General features: G+C 72.1%; 12 protein-coding genes. 7 read left to right on the forward strand and 5 right to left on the reverse strand.

The window, feature by feature from the left end:
• Nucleotides 1-24: 24 nt before the first annotated feature.
• Nucleotides 25-1,197, reverse strand: coding sequence for an aminotransferase class V-fold PLP-dependent enzyme (locus tag WMF14_RS47725; RefSeq protein WP_437797508.1), 1,173 nt, complete (start codon nt 1,195-1,197; stop codon nt 25-27).
• A 99-nt stretch (nt 1,198-1,296) separates the two neighbouring features.
• A complete protein-coding gene (locus WMF14_RS47730) occupies nt 1,297-2,043 on the reverse strand; it encodes a helix-turn-helix domain-containing protein (RefSeq protein WP_437797510.1) in 747 nt (248 codons plus the stop codon).
• A gap of 42 nt (nt 2,044-2,085) precedes the next feature.
• Between WMF14_RS47730 and WMF14_RS47735 the strand changes: the two genes are divergently transcribed.
• On the forward strand, nt 2,086-3,357 hold the full coding sequence (locus tag WMF14_RS47735) for a cytochrome P450 (protein WP_437797512.1): 1,272 nt from the start codon (nt 2,086-2,088) through the stop codon (nt 3,355-3,357).
• Here WMF14_RS47735 and WMF14_RS47740 read toward each other — a convergent pair.
• Complete coding sequence (locus WMF14_RS47740; RefSeq protein ID WP_437797514.1) at nt 3,279-4,466, reverse strand: hypothetical protein; 1,188 nt, start codon at nt 4,464-4,466, stop codon at nt 3,279-3,281. The two genes, WMF14_RS47735 and WMF14_RS47740, sit on opposite strands and share 79 nt — an antisense overlap.
• A 541-nt stretch (nt 4,467-5,007) precedes the next feature.
• On the opposite strand from WMF14_RS47740, the gene WMF14_RS47745 reads away from it, so the two are divergent.
• Nucleotides 5,008-5,727, forward strand: a complete 720-nt coding sequence (locus WMF14_RS47745; protein WP_437797515.1) for a hypothetical protein — start codon at nt 5,008-5,010, stop codon at nt 5,725-5,727.
• 16 nt (nt 5,728-5,743) lie between these two features.
• Here the strand turns inward: WMF14_RS47745 and hisC are convergent, their stop codons facing one another.
• Nucleotides 5,744-6,826, reverse strand: a complete 1,083-nt coding sequence (gene hisC / locus WMF14_RS47750; RefSeq protein WP_272096636.1) for a histidinol-phosphate transaminase — start codon at nt 6,824-6,826, stop codon at nt 5,744-5,746.
• A 130-nt stretch (nt 6,827-6,956) separates the two neighbouring features.
• Between hisC and WMF14_RS47755 the strand changes: the two genes are divergently transcribed.
• The 5 genes from WMF14_RS47755 (at nt 6,957) to WMF14_RS47775 (ending at nt 15,746) form a co-directional block, all read left to right on the forward strand.
• On the forward strand, nt 6,957-10,898 hold the full coding sequence (locus WMF14_RS47755; protein WP_437797517.1) for a protein kinase domain-containing protein: 3,942 nt from the start codon (nt 6,957-6,959) through the stop codon (nt 10,896-10,898).
• Nucleotides 10,899-11,229: 331 nt separating this feature from the next.
• Complete coding sequence (locus tag WMF14_RS47760; RefSeq protein WP_437797519.1) at nt 11,230-12,600, forward strand: phenylacetate--CoA ligase family protein; 1,371 nt, start codon at nt 11,230-11,232, stop codon at nt 12,598-12,600.
• The gene (locus WMF14_RS47765) at nt 12,597-13,772 is read left to right on the forward strand and encodes a glycosyltransferase family 4 protein (protein WP_437797521.1); all 1,176 of its coding nucleotides are present in this window, start codon (nt 12,597-12,599) and stop codon (nt 13,770-13,772) included. The genes WMF14_RS47760 and WMF14_RS47765 overlap by 4 nt, the downstream gene beginning before the upstream one ends.
• 277 nt (nt 13,773-14,049) lie before the next feature.
• A complete protein-coding gene (locus WMF14_RS47770) occupies nt 14,050-14,718 on the forward strand; it encodes a hypothetical protein (protein WP_437797523.1) in 669 nt (222 codons plus the stop codon).
• Nucleotides 14,715-15,746 (forward strand): hypothetical protein, encoded by a 1,032-nt coding sequence (locus WMF14_RS47775; protein ID WP_437797524.1) that lies wholly within the window; start codon nt 14,715-14,717, stop codon nt 15,744-15,746. Before WMF14_RS47770 ends, WMF14_RS47775 begins: the two co-directional genes overlap by 4 nt.
• A gap of 299 nt (nt 15,747-16,045) precedes the next feature.
• Here the strand turns inward: WMF14_RS47775 and WMF14_RS47780 are convergent, their stop codons facing one another.
• The gene (locus tag WMF14_RS47780; RefSeq protein ID WP_437797526.1) at nt 16,046-17,482 is read right to left on the reverse strand and encodes a sigma 54-interacting transcriptional regulator; all 1,437 of its coding nucleotides are present in this window, start codon (nt 17,480-17,482) and stop codon (nt 16,046-16,048) included.
• Nucleotides 17,483-17,742: the final 260 nt, after the last annotated feature.

Here is a 17,742-nt window from a genome sequence, read left to right on the forward strand (position 1 = left end):
CGCTAGAACAACGTGATCGTTGTTCTAGGCCTCGGTGAGCGCGGCGACGAAGCGGTCGACCTCGGATTCGTCGTTGTAATAATGGACCGAGGCGCGCACCAGATCGGGAATCCCGCGATCCTCGAAGTCGAGCAGCGTCCCGGCGGCGGTCGACACGCTGACGTGGATCGCCTGAGCGCCGAGCCGCGCCTTGATGGCCGCGGCGTCCTCGCCTGCCCGGGTGAAGGTCACGATGCCGCAGCGCCGCTCGCCGAGGTCGCGCACGGTGACCCCAGGGATCTCGGAGAGCCGGGCGCGCAGGCGCTCGGCCAGCGCGCCTACCCGGTCGCGGATCGCCGGCAGACCCAGCCGGAGCGCATACTCCGCGGCCGCGCCGAGCCCGAGCCGGCCGGCGATGTAGCTCTCCCAGTTCTCGAACCGCCGGGCGTCGGGCCGCAGCTCGTAGCGGTCCGGCGCCGTCCAGCGGGCCGCGTGGAGATCGAGGAACGGCGGCTCCAGCCGGTCGAGCAGCGCGCGCCGGACATAGAGAAAGCCGGTGCCGCGCGGCCCGCGCAGGTACTTGCGCCCCGTCGCCGACAGGAGATCGCAGCCGATCGCCTCGACGTCGAGCGGCAGCTGCCCCACCGACTGGCACGCATCGAGCAGGAAGGGCACGCCCGCCGACCGGGCGCGGCGGCCTATCTCCTCCGCCGGGTTGATCAGCCCGCCGTTCGTGGGGACGTGGGTGATGGCGATCAGCTTGACCCGCTCGTCGATCAGGCGATCGAGCGCGGGCAGCGACACCGCGCCGCGCTCGTCGCTCGGGATCGGGACGATCTCCGCGCCGGTGCGCCGCGCGACCTGCAGGAACGCGATGTAGTTCGAGGCGTACTCGGTCCGCGCGGTCAGGATGCGATCCCCCGGGCCGAAGCGGAGGGAGTAGAACGCCATGTCCCAGGCGCGCGTGGCGTTCTCGACAAGCGCGATCTCGTCGGGCGCTGCGCCGATCAGCCGGGCGATCGAGCCGTAGACCGCCTCTAGCCGCGCGCCCGCCTCCTCCTCGGCCTCGTAGCCGCCGACGGTCGCCTCGCGGCGCAGGTGCTCGACCACCGTGTCGACGACCACGGCGGGAGGCAGCGAGGAACCGGCGTTGTTGAAGTGCAGGACGCCGGCGCAGGCCGGGGTGTCGCGGCGCAGCGCGGCGATATCCATCGTCATGAGTCATCTCCTCGAGAGGCCGACACGCTGCCGGCTGGGCAGCTCCACGTCAATCGCGGCGGCCGCCGGCGGTAGCTCGCCGGTGAAGCGCGGTGAGGGCTATTCCATCAGCCCGCTGCGCAGCTCGCTCGGGGAGTAGCCGAGCATGCGGCGGCAGGTCCGCGAGAAGTGCGCGAGGTCGGCGAAGCCCGCGGCGTGGGCGGCGCCCGTGGCGTCGAGGCGCGCGAACGCCCCGAGCGCGAAGAGCAGCCGGCGCCAGAGCTGGAAGGTGCGGATGGGCAGCCCCACGTCGCGCACGAACAGCGCCTGCAGGTGCGCCTCGGAGATGCCGGCGCGCGAGACCGCGAGGCGCCGGTCCGCGGCCGGCTCGCGCAGCGCCTCCAGGACGCGGGCGACCCGCCCATCCAGGGCGCGGCGCGGCGACTCCCTCGCGAACCAGGACGCGACCTCGCGCGCGAGGCCGTCGAGCACGTCGGGGCGCGACAGGGACGCTCGGTGCGCCGCCACGGCCCCGTCGAGGCGCGATAGGAGCCGGCCTTCGAGCGGACAGGGGCCGCCGCGCAGGCGCGCATGACCCGCCACGTGCGGCACCTCCTGCGGGTCGTACAGGAACCCGAGCGTCGGTCCGGGGCTCGTGGCGGCGTGCCACAGGTCGGGGGGCACCACGACGGCGCGCCCGCGCACGACCGCGCCGCCCGGCTCGGTCACGGTCACCTCGCGCTCGATCCCCACCAGGATCGCCGCGCCGTGCTCGGCGTGGAGCGTCGACCTCATCGCCGTCGAGGCGCGCACCGCGAAGGCGTCCGCGATCACGGCGCCGATCCGGGATTCGTTCAAGCGGCCCACGACCCCTGATCCTACCCTGGCCTCCGCTGGAGGTCGTGAGCGATGAACCTGTTCTCGGAAGAGATGCGCCGCAACCCTTACCCCGTGTACGACCAGCTCCGGAGCCGCTCTCCCGTGCTCCACTACCCGCCGTCCGACGCGTGGATGATCTTCGATTACGAGGGCGTGAAGCGGGCGCTCCACGATCACGAGGCGTTCAGCTCGGTCGTGTCGCCGCCGGGCACCAGGACCGCCGAGTGGCTCATCTTCTCGGACCCTCCGCGCCACACCAAGCTGCGCGCGATCGTCATGCGGGCCTTCACCCCGCGCGCGGTCGCGGGGCTCGAGCCGCGCATCCGCCGGCTGTCGCGCGAGCTCCTGGACCGGACGATCGAGAGCGGCCAGATGGACCTCGCCGAGGACTACACGGTCCCGCTTCCCCTCCTGGTGATCGCCGAGATGCTCGGCGCCCCGATTGCCGACCAGCCGCGGTTCAAGCGCTGGAGCGACGCGATCCTGGACCTCAGCTATACGGTCTCCGGCAGCGAGGAGGCGGCCCGGGCGCTCGTCGAGTTCACCGCGGTGACGGCCGAGATGCAGGCCTACCTGAGAGGCCTCATCGAGCAACGGCGGGCGGCGCCGGAGGATGATCTCCTGACCAGGCTCGTCGAGGCCGAGGTGGACGGAGAGCGGTTGAACGAGGACGAGATCCTGGGCTTCTTCCAGCTCCTCCTCGTGGCAGGCCACGAGACGACAACGAACCTGATCGGCAATGCGATGCTGTGTTTCCTCGAGAACCCGGACGAGCTCGCCCGCCTCCGGGCCGCGCCCGATCTACTGCCCTCCGCGATCGAGGAGGTCCTGCGCTACCGCTCGCCGGTCCAGGCGATGTTCCGCGTGACGAGGCGCGATGTCCCGGTGCACGGAAAGGTCATCCCGGCCGGCAAGGCGGTGCTGGCGATGATCGGCGCCGCGAACCGAGATCCGGAGCCATTCCGCGACCCTGGCCGCTTCGATATCGGGCGGGATCCCAACCCGCACATCGCGTTCGGGCACGGCATCCACTTCTGCATCGGGGCGCCGCTCTCGCGCCTCGAGGCGAAGGTCGCGCTCTCCGATCTGGTCGCGCGGCTCGGTGGCCTCGAGCTCCTGAGCGACGCGCCGTGGGAGCCGCGCCGAGCGATCCACGTGCACGGCCCGACCCGCCTGCCCATCCGATTCACGCCAGGTCCGCGCCTCGGCGGCGCCCCGGGCCGTCAGGGCACCCGCAGCGAGGCGGCGATGTCGAGCAGCGGCGCGAGCGCCTTGTCGTCCGCGGCGCCGGCGAAGAGGTGAACCGTCAGGCCCTTGATCTTCGGGTGCGGCAGGATCGCCTCCGCCATGACGCGCGTGGGGCTCATGGGCCAGACTTGCCAGCTCATCGCCTTTCCGAACACCTTGCCTGGCCTGGGCGTGGGGGTCACCTTCGCCTCGTTCTGGTTGTACTGGAACGACGGGTGACCACCGACATAGATGCCTATCGCGGACTGCGGCGCGCCGAGCTCCACGGGCAATCGCAGGCGGTGCACCGTGAAGTCCGGGCCGCGCTGCGCGGTGGTGCTCGCGCCTGCCGGGACCTTCACGAGGAAGCTGTCCTCGCTGCCCTGTCCCTTGAGGGTGCGCTCTCCTCCGCTCGCGTCGAGGCGCCGCGGCCCCGCGCTCACGGTGGCGGCGATCGCGCGCGCGAAGGCCGTGCATCGGGGCAGCTCGCCGGGCGCCGCCGGCAGCGCGCCCGCGCCGGCCGCGAGCGCGCTGCAGCCCGCCGCGTCCTTCGCGGCTGGCGGATTGACGTAGAAGGCGAGCATCTGCGCGAAGCCGTCCGGGTGCAGGACGTACAGGACGAGCACCGGGATGGCGACGCTGCCGCGATCCGCGCTCTTGGGGAACACGGCCCAGGCCTTGAGTTGCTCGTCGGACACGCCGAGCGGCTCCACCGTGGCGCCGCCCCCGGGGAAGTCCGTGGCCGCCGCGGCGCGCACGCCGCCCTCAGGATCCTTTCCGCCGAGCGCGAAGAGCTCGTAGGCCATGATCACGAAGCGCTCGTCGCCGGCGTCGAGCACCACGCGGGTCTCGTCCTCGTCCGGCTCCGCCGCGGCCATGACCGAGCGCGCGCGCGCCTCGATCCGCGCCCCCTCGGGCAGCCGCACCGCGAGGCGACCCGAGAGCAGCGAGGTGGCCGGCCGCTTGCCCAGGAAGTCGATCGAGGGCGCTGCGGGCCCGGGCGAGGCCTGGGTCGGCGCGATGGGCGTCTCGCCCTGCGGCGCGGGCGCGGGCGCCTCGCCCTGCGCTCTGGCCGGCGCCTTGCCCGGCGCGCCGCCGCTGCCGGAGCATGCGGCGCAGGCGAGGAGGGCTCCGCAGGCAAGCGCGAGCACGAAGGGAAGGCGGGAGAGGCGGGCTCGACGCATGCGGTTCATTGAGCGCGACCGTAAAGCACCGCTTGCCAGCGGGCAATCGCGCTCGCGGCCGCATGTCACGAGGCGCTGAGGGCGGCGCGCCGCGAGCGTCTCGTTGCATGGATGGCTCGGTCGCGCGGTCCTCCAGCGTTCCTGATGCCTGCGGAGCTGATGCACGCCGGCCTCACCCGTCCTGCTGTGCGGTCCGGCGATACAAGCGGACGCGCCGCGATGGACCGTCAGGTTCGCCGCGCCGCCGCGCCGCCGCGCCGCCGCGCCGCCGCGCCGCCGCGCCGCCGCGCCGCCGCGCCGCCGCGCCGAGGAGCTCGTCTGGGCCGGGCTGGCGCGTCGTGCGTGGCGCACGGCCGACGATGAGGGGAGGACCGCGGCGTCATCGCCGCTCCTCGCACCGTGGCACCACCATTGCTAGATGTGATGGCGCCGATGCCGCTGGCGCCGACAGCATGAACGACGCTGCGACGCTGACGGCGCCCGGCGGACCGCCGTCCCGCGGCCGAGGTCGGCGACGGGATGGGCAGGCATGGAGGATTCGATGAAAGACCAGACCTCCGTCGAGGTTTTTGTTCCACGTGAGATGTCCTGGGATCAGAGACAGCAGCTCATCGACGAGCTCTATGGCTTACGCCGCGTGATCTTCGAGGGCGCGCAGAGGGAGAAGAGCTTCGCCACCCACGTCATCGACGCTGGCGCGGAGCACGGCGCCGTCGTGGTCCACAGGGGCGCTGACAGCCAGATCACCGGCTACTTCGCGGTTCAGATCATGGATCCGGAGCCTTCCGGCCCGCAGATCGCGATCTTCCGTGGCGAGTCCGGGGCGCTCGGCGAGCACGCCGGCGACGATGACGTCCTCCGCCACGTCCTTTTGCGCCTGATCCGGTACATGCTCGCCCACCCGGGTCGACCCGTGTTTTGCCTGTGCTCGGTGGCTCACCCGTCGAGCTATGCGCTGTTCTCGCGCTTCGTCGACATCGCGCGCACGAGCCCGCCGGAGGGCGCGGACGAGCTCATGTCCAGGCTCGCCTCCTCGTTCGACCTGGAGGCGAACGATCGAGGTGGCCCGTTCGTCTTCGAGGTCGGGCAGACGGCGGCCGAGCCGGCGGGCGGCTGCGACTTCCTGCACGTCTACGAGAACCCCTCGGCGCGCCCCGGCGCTGCGGAGGAGCGCGGGCTCGTCACGCTCGTGCCGCTGCGCCTCGGCGGCATGCTGCGCGCTGCAGTGCGCTGCGCGCCGCCGGAGGCGAAGCGCTGGTAGCGCGCCACTCGCCGGGTCAGGCCAGCACGTCGGACAGGCTGTCGAGGAATCGCTGGTTCTCGCGCTCGGTGCCGATGGTGACCCGCAGGCTCGTCGGCAGGTTCCCGAAGGGCCTCACGATGACGCCCTTCCGGAGCAGGGCGTCGTACACGGGGCGCGCCGGCCGCCCGACGTCCACGAGCACGAAGTTCGCCTGGCTCGGCGCCACCGACAGCCCGAGCCGCGTGAGCTCGCGCGTGAGCCGGTCGCGCTCGCGGAGGTTCAGCGCGCGGCTCTTCTCGATGTGCTCGGCGTCGTCGAGCGCCGCGACGGCGGCCGCCTGCGCCAGCGCGCTCACGTTGAACGGGGCGCGCACCCGGTTGATGTAGTCGATGAGCTGGGCCGGGCCCACGGCGTAGCCGACGCGGAAGCCCGCAAGGCCGTAGATCTTCGAGAAGGTGCGGAGCACGAGCAGCCGCTCACGGAGCCCGCGGAGGCGCAGGGAGTCCGGGAAATCCGGCGCGTCCGTGTACTCGATGTACGCCTCGTCCATGACCACGATCACCTCGGGCGGGACCTCCCTGAGCAGGCGCTCGACCGCGGCGCGGCCGACGTGCGTGCCCGTCGGGTTGTTCGGGTTCGCGATGAACAGGAGGCGCGTCTTCGGCGTGACGGCCGCGGTCATGGCCTCGAGGTCGTGCCGCAGGTCGCGCAGCGGTACGGCCGTGAACGGGACGCCGTAGGCGAGCGAGGCGAGCTTGTAGACAACGAAGGCCGGGTCGGCGAACACGATGTGCGACCCGGGCGTCGCGAAGGTGTGCACGATGAGATCGAGGAGCTCGTTCGAGCCGTTTCCCTGGACGATCTCCTCCATCGTGACGCCGTGGACCGCCGCGAGCCGCTCGCGCAGCCGGTAGGCCGCCCCGTCCGGGTAGAGGTGCACGTTCGCGAGCGCCTGGCGCGCCGCCTCGAGGGCGCGCGGGCTCGGGCCGAGCGGATTCTCGTTCGAGGCGAGCTTCACGGCGTCCGTCACGCCGAGCTCGCGCGCGAGCTCGTCGAGAGGCTTCCCTGTCTCGTACGGCGCAAGCAGCTCGACGGAGGGCAGGACTATCGCAGACATAATGCGCACCCTATCACACCTTGGCCGTGGGGAGTGAGCCGGCTCGCAGGCGCCCTGCCGCGGGTTCGTCGCCGGGAGTCGCCGGGATCTGGCCTCGCCCATGGGGCTCCGTGTGATACTCGCCGTCCCGATGAAACCCGGGGACATCGTCGCCGACCGCTTCTTGATCGAGCGCCTCGCCGGGTCGGGCGGGATGGGCTCCGTCTACCGCGCTCTCGACCGGCACACCGGCGAGACGGCGGCGCTCAAGGTCATGTCGGGCCGCGGCCTCGAGCACGGCGAGCGCTTCGCGCGCGAGGCGCAGGTGCTCGCCGAGCTGCGGCACCCCGGCATCGTCCGGTACATCGCGCAGGGCGCCACCGAGAGCGGCGAGCCCTGGCTCGCGCTCGAGTGGCTGGAGGGCGAGAGCCTCGGCGACCGGCTGCGCCGGCGCGGGCTCACCATCGCCGAGAGCGTCACGCTCGGCCTCCGGATCGCCGAGGCGCTCGCCGAGGCGCACCGCAACAACGTCGTCCACCGCGACCTCAAGCCGAGCAACCTGTACCTCGTCGACAAGTCGGTCGAGCAGGTCAAGCTCCTCGACTTCGGCATCGCCCGCCTCACGTCGCTCGCGCCCCTCACGATGACCGGCGTCGTCATGGGCACGCCGTTCTACATGGCGCCGGAGCAGGCGCGCGGCGAGCGCGACGTCGGCACCCAGGCCGACGTGTTCGCGCTCGGCTGCGTCCTGTTCCACTGCCTCACCGGGCGCCCGCCGTTCATCGGCGACGACATCCACACCGCCCTCCTCCGCGTCGTGCTCGACGAGGCGCCGCGCCTCCGCGACCTGCGCGCCGACGTCCCCGAGAACGTCGACATGGCCGTCGCGCGCATGCTCGCCAAGCCCCCGGCGGACCGGCCCGCGAACGGCGCCGCCGTGGCGCTCGAGCTGCTCCGCGTCGGCGAGATCAAGAGCAGCCCTCCCGCGCCCGCGAGCCGGCGCGCGAGCGCGCTCACGACCGGCGAGCGGCGCACGCTGTGCCTGATGCTCGCGCGCGTGGGGGCGCCGGAGGCCCCCTCGTGGCAGGGGCCCACCATGCCGATGACGCTCCCGATGACGGTGCCCCTCGCGCGCACCGTCCCGGAGGACGAGGTGAAGCGCGTGGCGTCGCGCTTCGGCGGGGCCTTGCAGACGCTTGCCGACGGGCTCCTGCTCATCACGCTCGAGGGGCGCGGCCTCATCACGGACCAGGCCGCCCGCGCGGCGCGGTGCGCGATCGAGGTGCGGGACCTCCTGCCCGGCGTGCAGATGGCCCTCGTCGCCGGCCGCGGCTCCGCCGACGACCGGCTCCCGATGGGGCCCACCATCGACCGCGCCGTGCGGCTGCTCGACCGCGCCGAAGGCGGGTCGATCCGCCTCGACGAGGTGATGGCCGGCCTGCTCGACGCCCGCTTCGAGGTCGGCGGCGACGCGACCGGCCTCGTGCTCCGCGCCGAGCGCGACCTCGTCGAGGCCGCGCGGACGCTGCTCGGGCGCACGACGCCGTTCGTGGGGCGCGACCACGAGCTCGCCATCCTCGACGCCGTGCTCGACGAGTGCGTCTCCGAGCCGACCGCGCGCGCGGTGCTCATCACGGCGCCCGCGGGGCTCGGCAAGAGCCGGCTGCGCTACGAGTTCTTGCGCCGCGTCGAGGAGCGCAAGGACCGGGTGCAGGTCTGGCTCGGCCACGCCGACCCTATGAGCGCCGGCTCGCCCTTCGGGATGCTGCGCCAGATGCTCCGCCGCGAGGCCGGGCTCTCCGGCGGCGAGCCGCAGGAGGTCCGCGAGCAGCGCCTCCGCGCCCGCGTGGGCCGGTACCTGAGCGACGCCGACCTCGACCGCGTGACCGAGTTCCTCGGCGAGGTGGCGCGGATCCGCTTCTCCGACGAGGGCAGGGTGGAGCTGCGCGCCGCGCGGAGCGACCCGATGCTCATGGGCGACCAGATCCGCCGCGCCTTCGAGGACTTCGTGCTCGCCGAGTGCCGGGCCGAGCCGGTGCTCCTCGTGCTCGAGGATCTCCAGTGGGGCGACGTGCCCACGGTGAAGCTCATCGACGCGGCCCTCGCGCTCCGCGACCAGCCGCTCATGGTGCTCGCGCTGGCGCGGCCGGAGGTCGAGACCGTCTTCCCCAAGGTGTGGGTCTCGCGCGGCGTCCAGGAGATCCGGCTGCGCGAGATCGGGCGGCGGGGGAGCGAGCGGCTCGTGCGCGAGGTGCTCGGCGACGCCGTGACGCCCGACCTCTGCGCGCGCCTGTGCGAGCGGGCCGGCGGCAACGCGTTCTACCTGGAAGAGCTCATCCGCGCCGCCGCCTCGGGCCGGACCGAGGCGCTCCCCGAGACGGTGCTGTCGATGGTGCAGGCCCGCCTCGAGTCGCTCGACGGCGAGGCGCGCCGGGTGCTCCGGGCCGCGAGCGTGTTCGGCCAGAAGTTCTGGCGCGGGGGGCTGATGGCGCTGCTCGGCGGCGAGCGCCGCGCCCCCCAGGTGGACGGCTGGCTCGCGGTGCTCGTCGATCGCGAGCTCATCGCGCGGCGGGGCGAGGGCAAGTTCCGGAGCGAGGACGAGTACGCGTTCCGGCACGCGCTCGTGCGCGAGGCGGCGTACGCGACGCTCACGGACGAGGATCGCGCGCTCGGCCACCTGCTCGCCGGCGAGTGGCTGGACGCGGCCGGCGAGCGCGACGCGGCGCTGCTGGCGGACCATTTCGAGCGCGGCGGCGACGCCGAGCGCGCGGTCGTCTGGTTCCGGCGCGCGGCGGAGCAGGCGCTCGGGGCGAACGACTTCCGCGCCGCGATCCAGCGCGCCGAGCAGGGGGCCGCGAGCGCCGACGTGGACGGGGAGTTCTTCGCGGCGCTGCGCCTCGTCCAGGCCGAGGCGCACAAGTGGCTCGGCGAGGCGTCCCAGGCCGAGCGGTGCGCCGTCATGGCGATGCGGGGCTTCCCCCGGAAGAGCGCGCTCTGGTACGCGGCGGCCGGGGAGGCCGCGTCGATGCGCGTGCGCCTCGGCATGGGCGACCGGCTCGCGGATCTCGTCGAGGAGCTCCGGGGGGCCGGCCCGGGCAGCGGGGACCGCGGCTCGTGGATCGACGTCGGGGAGGCGACCGGCGCCTCCGTGAGCGCGCTGGCGCGCATCGCGGGGTCGCTCCTGCACGGGGGCCAGTACGCCGCGGCGGAGGAGATCGTGCAGGAGCTCGCGCGGGTGGCGATGCCGCTCGCCGAGCGCGACGCGGCGGTGGCGGCGCGCATCCACGCGCTCCGGGCGTCGCGGGCGCTGTGCTACGGCGACCCTGCGGCGTCGCTCGCGTGCACGGAGCAGAGCATCCCCGCCTACCTCCAGACAGGCGACCTCAGGAACGCGTGCCTGAGCCGCGTGAACGCGGCGCACTGCCTGCTGCAGCTCGGGGTGTACGGCCGCGCCGAGGCCGAGCTGCGCGACGCGCTCGCGGAGGCGGGGCGGATCGGGCTCTACAACGTGGCGGCGTTCGCCAAGCAGAACCAGGGCCTGCTCTGGATCCAGCAGGGCGATCTCGGCGCGGCGCGCGCGGCGACGGCCGAGGCGATCGACGCCTTCGTGGCGCAGGCGAACCGGCGGCAGGAGGCGCGGTCGCGGGCGTACCTCGCGGCGATCCTGACGCGGCTCGGCGACCTCGACGCGGCGGACAACGAGGCGGGCGCGGCCGTGGCGATGCTGGCGCACGTGCCGACGCTCCAGGCGCACGCGCTCTCGGTGCGCGCGCGGGTGCTGCTCGAGCAGGGCCGGGCAGAGGAGGCGCTCGAGGCGGCCCGGCGCGGGCTCGGTCTGCTCGTGTCGGTCGGCGGGACCGAGGAGGGCGAGGCGCAGATCCGGCTCGTGTATGCCGAGTCGCTCCGCGCCTGTGGCCACCACGAGGCGGCGCGCGAGGCGATCACGGTGGCGATGCAGCGGCTCGTCGCGCGGGCGCAATGGATCCAGGACCCGGCGCGGCGGCAGAGCTTTTGCCAGGCCGTGCCGGAGAACGCCAAGACGTTCGCGCTGGCGGCGCTCTGGCAGCAAGAAGCGGAGCCCACCGTGCAGTGAGGCCGCGAGTCGCGGCCGCGCTGCGGACGGAAGAGCTGAAGAGCTCATGTGTGCTGGCTCGCCCGGCTGCGCCGGCGGGCGAGGGCGACGCGCAGCGCGTATGTCACCGCGCCCCGGTGAGCGCGTCGAGCTGAGCCGCTGTCATGAGGAGTTCACTCACGCCATCTCCGCGGTAACCAATCGTGGCTGCGGGTGGAGGAGCGTGTGCAACGTGTGGGTGGGGCGTGGGTGGGGCGTGCGCGGGGCGTGGGTGGCGCGTGCGTGGGGAAGCGGCGACCCGGCCGCGGTTGCTTGACTGTGTGGCCGAGGTTCGAAAGAATCCTCAGCAGCCATGTATTCAGCCCTCTTTCGGAACGTGCTCTTTCCGTTTTACGAGACGAAACTCCGAGGGAGAGCCACGCTGGCCTACCTGGGGGAGCTGGAGCGGTCCCAGTGGCGTCCGGAGCGCGAGCTCAGGGAGCTCAACTGGAGAAAGATGCTGGCGGCCCTCCGCTTTGCCGAGCAGAGCGTGCCCTTCTACCGGCGCCGCTTCGCCGAATACGGGGTGCGGGTCAGGGACGTGCACGCGCCCGAGGATCTCGCGCGCTTTCCGGTGTTGACCAAAGCCGATCTCCGCGCGCACGGCAGCGAGCTCATCGCTGATGGGTGGCGCGGCAAGCTCTTCAGGAGCGGTACGGGCGGATCGACCGGAGAGCCGGCGCGCTTCTTTTACGATCACACGACATACGAGTGTAGAAGCGCCGCGGCCCTGCGCTCCGACGCGTGGGCTGGCGGCCGGATCGGGGACAAGGAGCTGTACATCTGGGGGATTCCGACCCTGGAGCCCCGCTGGAAGAAGGCGAAGCGCACGCTGCACGAGGCGCTGATCCGGAAGAAGACGGTCAGCGCGTGGAACCTGGCGGAGGAGCGGCTCGCGGGGGTGGTGGACGAGATCCGGCGCTACCAGCCGAACCTCGTTGTGGGGTACACGAGCCCTCTCTACTACACGGCGCGCTATGCGCTCGAGACGGGGCACCGGCTGCCCACGCCGAGGGGGATCATCGCGACGGCGGAGCGGCTCTTCCCCCACCAGCGCGAGGTGATCGAGCGGGCGTTCCAGGCGCCGGTCTACGACCGCTATGGGTGCAGGGAGATGATGCTGATCGGCGCGGAGTGTGAGCGCCACGAGGGCAAGCACCTCAACATCGAGAACGTCTTCCTCGAGGTGGTGCGCGGCGGCCGGCACGCGCGGCCCGGCGAGCCGGGCGAGGTGATCCTGAGCGATCTCGTGTGCCGGTCGATGCCGCTGATCCGTTACAAGAACGAGGATGTGGTGGTCGCGGCCGACAAGGCCTGCTCGTGCGGTCGCGGGCTGCCGCTGCTCGCGTCGGTCGAGGGGCGGGTGCTCGACATGATCGTCGGGACGGACGGCCAGCTCCTCTCGTCCGTGTTCTTCCCCTACTTCTTCAAGGACAACCCGACGGTGGAGCGGTATCAGGTCCACCAGGACAAGACGCGGGCGATCACGATCAAGATCATCCCTGGCGAGGGGTACGGGCCGGAGACGTCGCAGGCCATCGAGCGCGATCTGCGCCGGTTCCTCGGGGAGCGGGCGGACATCCGGGTGCAGCTCGTCAGCGACATCCCGGTCACATCGGGCGGCAAGTTCCGCTTCACCATGACCGAGGTGCCGATCGAGTTCGGCCGCGAGGCCGCGGCATGATCGGAGCGCCCGGGGTCCGGCCGGCGCCGTATGCCGCGCCGGGCCGGCCCGCGAAGGTCGCCCACGTCGTGCTGTCGCTCAACGTGGGTGGGCTCGAGCGGGTGGTGCTCCGGCTGCTCGACAGGATGGCGCGCGACCGGTTCGCGCCGGTGGTGTGCGCGCTCCAGGAGCCCGGCGCGCTGGCCGAGGAGCTGGCGCGGCTCGGCGTGCCGCTCGTGGTGCTCTCGCGCAAGCCCGGCCTCGACCCGGGGCTGCCGGTGCGGCTCTCGGCGTGGCTGCGCCGCGAGGGGATCGGGCTCGTGCACACGCACAACCCGGGGCCGCACCTCTATGGCGCGCTCGCGGCGGCCCTGGCGCGGGCGGCGGCGCTCCCCGGCGGCGGCGGGCCGCGCGTCATCCACACGAAGCACGGGCGCAACTACCCGAAGCAGAAGCGAAAGGTGCTGGTCAACCGGCTGGCCGCGGCGCTCACGGACCGGGTTGTGGCGGTGAGCGACGACGCGCGCGCTGTCGCGCTCGAGGTGGAGCACGTCGATCCGGCCAAGGTCGTGACGATCTTGAACGGCGTGGACACGGACGTGTTCCGGCCGGGCGACGCGGGCGCGGCGCGGGCGCGGCTCGGGGTGCCGGCGTCGGGCTACCACGTGGGGTGTGTCGCGCGGCTGTCACCGGAGAAGGATCACGCGACGCTGCTCGACGCCTTCGCGCGGCTCCGCGCGGCGCGGCCCGACGCGCATCTGACGCTGATCGGCGATGGCCCGCGGCGGCCTGCGCTCGAGGTGCAGTCGGCGCGGCTCGGGCTCGGCGGGGCGGTGACGTTCACGGGGACGCGCGGGGACGTGGCGGAGCTCTTGCCGGCGTTCGATGTGTTCGCGCTCGCGTCATTGACGGAGGGGATCTCGCTGACGCTCATCGAGGCGGCGGCGGCGGGGTTGCCTATCGTCGCGACGCGGGTGGGGGGCAATCCGGAGATCGTGGTGGACGGCGAGACAGGGATGCTGGTGCTGCCTGGAGCGCCGGAGACCCTCGCCGGCGCGCTCGAGGCGGTGGCAGTGCGGGATGATCGCGCGGAGATGGGATTGCGCGGGCGGGCGCGGGTGATGGAGCGGTTCGGGCTCGACCGCATGGCGCGCGCGTACGAGGACCTCTATGACGAGGTTCTTGGGCGATAGCTTTCGCAGCGCACGGCACGGGACGTCTGCTCTATAGGTGAACGCTCGGCTTTCGATTTCGTCCCTGTGGCAAGCAGTCGCGGGTGGCGTTGGGCCACGGCTCGCCGTTGAGCCTGGTGATTGCCGTCGTCGCCGCATGTGAGGGGACCACGAGGGTCGACGTTGCGGGCGCCGTGCTCACAAGGGGAGTCTTGCCGTTCGCGCTGTACGGCCCGCGGGGCGTCTTGTCCGGCGATGCGGCGCGGTGTAGCGTGCGTCACGCTCAGGAGGGAGGGGTATGAGACGTCTGCGCATCGCCGCGCTCGTTCCGCTCGTCGTCGGCTGCTCGATCATGGACCCAGAAGATCGCGCGGAGCTGAAACGTCAGATTGCGGCGATGCCGCACGACAATCTGATGGAGATGAAGCGCTGGACCATGCACGAGCTGGCGAAGGAATGGTTGGAGACAAGGGACAAGAACGACCAGGTGGGCAAGGTAATCTGCCGCGACAACGAGGGCGGGCTATGGAGCGGTTGGTACGACCGCCCGCATCAATTTATGACTGTTCGTGATATGATTAAGTGTCTTAAGGAAAAGCCCGACTTGTCGTCGTACGTCTTTTGCGCTGAGGAGTTTGCGCGCTACGTCGTGCCTTCCGCGCAGGGAGAAATCAAGGCTCTGTTGCCCGAGTTTACCGACATCGAGTGCAAATATGTGTGGGATTTTCGATACGACCCCGAGAAGGTGGATCCGAAGATGGTCGATATCGATGCGATCGAGTCGGATGATATCATCCAAGCCATGATCACCCTTCCGGGGCCGCCTCCAGGGTGGGCTATTCCTCGGTTCGCGCCGCTCCTCTGCCCGCTCGGTGCAGGGGAGGGCTGGGGATGCCCTCCCAGACCGTCCGACTCGTTCCCCACGGGCGGAGAGCCCACGGACCCTCCTGGCGGGGATCAACCGTGAAGCGTTATCTCGTCGTGCGCGAGGCGGGCAATGGGTCGATCATGTTCATGACCAAGGATCCGCGAAAATGGAAGTCCTACCTCCAGAACCTGGGCGAGGTGTGCGGCACGGCATGGCGAGACGATCTGGCAGAGGAGGAGGAACGCGCGTGGGCCGAGGCGTACCGGAGAGAGTTCAACCACTGGGTCGACGGCAGAGCCGCCCCGCCGTGGCCGATGCTGATCGCCGCCGTGAAGCGGGCGTTCGTTGCCGGTTATGGGGCTCTCGAGCGAAAGCCGATCACGCAGGCCGAGGCGCTCGCGCGCCTGGACAGGACCTATCTCTGGAAGCTGCTGACGGCTGACGATGTGGCCCAGGGCCACGGCCCCGAGGCGCTCCGCGCCTTCCAGCGGGGCTTCCGGCTGGGACGAAGCGAGAGACCCTTCTCCACGAAGAGGAACATCCCCCGGATGGTGGATCCTCCCTATCACTGGTACCGCCAGCAGGCGGAGGCGAACTTGCCGGGACCGAGCGCAGCTCGCGAGCTAGCCCTCGTGGCCGCATGGCGCGCGAGTGGCGCGAGTCGCGAGGACGTGGAGGCGAGCCAGCGAGCGCTGCGCGAGCTCCACGCGAGCGCCTGGCGCGATGATGTGCCCGAGGAGGATCGCGGGTGGGCCGCGGCGTACCGCGAGTCGTGCGCGCACTGGGTCATCGTCCACCGGCGCGACGTGGTGGCGCAGAGCGCCTACGAGGCCTATCTCCGGAGCAGCGACGGACTCCCCGACGGGGAGCCTGCGCCCCCTTGGGCGAAGCGGAGCGACCGCGACTCGGAACCGTGGCGATTCGTTGCAGATCGCGTCGAGGACGCGCCCGAGGACGAGAGCGAGCTGGCGACGGCCGAGGCGGCCGCGCGCGAGTACTGGGACGCGCGCTGGCGCGAGGTGCCGCCGTGGGAGAGCGATCCGGCCCAGGTTCACTGGCTCGCGGCGGTCCGCGCCGCGCGGGAGACGTCGGCGGCGATGGCCGACCATATCCCCAGGCCCTGGTAGCGGTTGCCCCCTCGTCCGACCCCGATCTTCTTCAGTTTGTACAAGGTTGCTCCCCTCGCCCGACCGGTGGGACCTCGAACCTGCACAAGGTTGCCGCTTCGGCCGACGGGTGGTGTTTCAATCCGTGGACGGCCGCCTTCACGCCACAGCCAGCCTGAGGGAGCGCACTCCCCGAGCTCTCCATGGCGGATCGCCGTGGGCGGGACGAACGTCTGCTGGACGCTCTCCGTAGAACTTGTGGGTGACCCAAGGCGGCTCTGCCGATTGGCCGAGCGAGCGCCGCGCGCGGGCCCGCAGCGTCACCCTTCTGCGTCCCCGCCCGCCGCGCGTTGCGCGAGCCAGCGGCGGAGCTGGGTCCGGTGCATGCCGAGCGCCCGGGCCGCGCGCGCCACGTTGCCGTTTTCACGGCGCAGCACCGCCTCGATCTCCGCTGCGGCGGGCCACGCCGCTGCCCGCCGCGAGCGCCCCTCCTCCGCCGCCGGCCGCTGCGCCCGCGCGGCGTCCTTCACGGCCTCGCCCAGGGCCCGGCCGGACATGCCCGCCGGTGGCTCAGGGACGGTCAGCCGCCCCGCCGACGGCGAGAGGTGCCGCTCGTGGACTATCGAGCTGCCCGCAAGGTGCGCCTCCTGCGCTGCTGCCCGGATCTCTGCGGTGAGCTCTCGAATGTTTCCTGGCCACGCCCGCAGGAGGCACGCCTCGATCAGCGACGCATGCGCCCGAGCGGGCGCGGTCGTCTCGGCGTGCGCGCCGGCCGACATCGCATGTCGCAGGGCCGCATCGACGAGCCACGGGATGTCCTCCGATCGCTCGCTCAGCCGCGGCATGAGGACCGAAGGCCGCGCGATGCGGAAGAAGAGATCGTCGCGCAGCTTCCCCGCGGCCATCTGGGCTCGCAAATCCTTGTGGGTCGCCGAGACCAGCGCGAAATCCACGCTCACCGGCCGCGAGGACCCGAGGGGGATCACCTCCTTCGCCTCCAGCGCCCGCAGGAGCTTCGCCTGCACTGCGAGGTCGAGCTCGGCTACCTCGTCGAGAAAGAGCACCCCGCCGTGCGCTGCCTGCACGTAGCCCTCGGCGTCCGCCGCGGCGCCCGAGTACGCCCCTTTGCGCGCGCCGAAGAGCAGCCGCTCGGCCAACCCCTCGGGGATGGCGGCGCAGTTCACGGCGACGAGGGGCCCACCGCGCCGCGGGCCGAGGGCGTGGAAGGCCCGCGCCGCGTGCTCCTTACCCGTCCCGCTCTCGCCGGTGATGTGCAGCGTCGTCCCGAGGCTCGCCGCCCGACCGATCGCATCCCACGTGCGGGCGAGGGTCGGGCCGAGGATCGTGCCCTCGGCGCACGAGATCCCCGCGCGGAACGGCTCCACATCCGCCTGGAGCAAGAACACCGACCAGCCTGTGCGCAGGATCCGGAGCTCGGCGCCGGCGCGCGTGCCGATCAGCGGGACGCCATCGAGCCAGGTGCCGTTCCGGCTGTCGAGATCCTCGACCTGCCACTTGCCCTCGATCCAGCGCACGCGCGCGTGCTTGCGCGACATCCGCTGGTCGTCCAGGAGCACGCCCGCTACCTCGCATCGCCCGAGCTCGATCTCGCCGTCCTCCAGCGGGAGCACATCGCAGCGGGGGCCGTCCACCGAGAAGATCAGGAGCAGCCCGGGCCTTGGCTTCCGGAGGCCGCGGTGCTCCGACGGGGGGCCGGGCGCGTCGTCCAGGGTCGTGTTCGGTGCAAGGGGCGCCACGATCGCCGCGGAGTGTAACGCGGCTCGTATGTCCTGTGCAGGGGGCACCCGCCGCGGTAGACGGAGCTCAGCGCCGCCGCTCCACGGCGAGGGGCGCGCTCAGGACGCCCTGCGCCTGGCCCGTGTGCTAGCCATACGACATGAGGGCGCGCGGGACGCGCCGATGGGGGGCTAGCTTCCAGGCGGGCATCCATGGCAAATGGGTTGCTGTCAATGGCGACAGGAGAGTTCCTCGTCATGAATCAACATGTGTTCTTGAT

Origin of the sequence: Sorangium sp. So ce693 (assembly GCF_051521375.1) — a bacterium.
GTDB classification, from domain to species: Bacteria; Myxococcota_A; Polyangia; order Polyangiales; family Polyangiaceae; genus Sorangium; species Sorangium atrum.

Excerpts from the sequence above, each read along its gene's own strand:
- WMF14_RS47770 (WP_437797523.1), top strand. The coding sequence starts at position 14,050 with ATGAGACGTCTGCGCATCGCCGCGCTCGTTCCGCTCGTCGTCGGCTGC.
- WMF14_RS47755 (WP_437797517.1), top strand. The coding sequence starts at position 6,957 with ATGAAACCCGGGGACATCGTCGCCGACCGCTTCTTGATCGAGCGCCTC.
- WMF14_RS47760 (WP_437797519.1), top strand. The coding sequence starts at position 11,230 with ATGTATTCAGCCCTCTTTCGGAACGTGCTCTTTCCGTTTTACGAGACG.
- WMF14_RS47765 (WP_437797521.1), top strand. The coding sequence starts at position 12,597 with ATGATCGGAGCGCCCGGGGTCCGGCCGGCGCCGTATGCCGCGCCGGGC.
- WMF14_RS47745 (WP_437797515.1), top strand. The coding sequence starts at position 5,008 with ATGAAAGACCAGACCTCCGTCGAGGTTTTTGTTCCACGTGAGATGTCC.
- WMF14_RS47735 (WP_437797512.1), top strand. The coding sequence starts at position 2,086 with ATGAACCTGTTCTCGGAAGAGATGCGCCGCAACCCTTACCCCGTGTAC.
- hisC (WP_272096636.1), bottom strand. The coding sequence starts at position 6,826 with ATGTCTGCGATAGTCCTGCCCTCCGTCGAGCTGCTTGCGCCGTACGAG.
- WMF14_RS47740 (WP_437797514.1), bottom strand. The coding sequence starts at position 4,466 with ATGCGTCGAGCCCGCCTCTCCCGCCTTCCCTTCGTGCTCGCGCTTGCC.
- WMF14_RS47725 (WP_437797508.1), bottom strand. The coding sequence starts at position 1,197 with ATGACGATGGATATCGCCGCGCTGCGCCGCGACACCCCGGCCTGCGCC.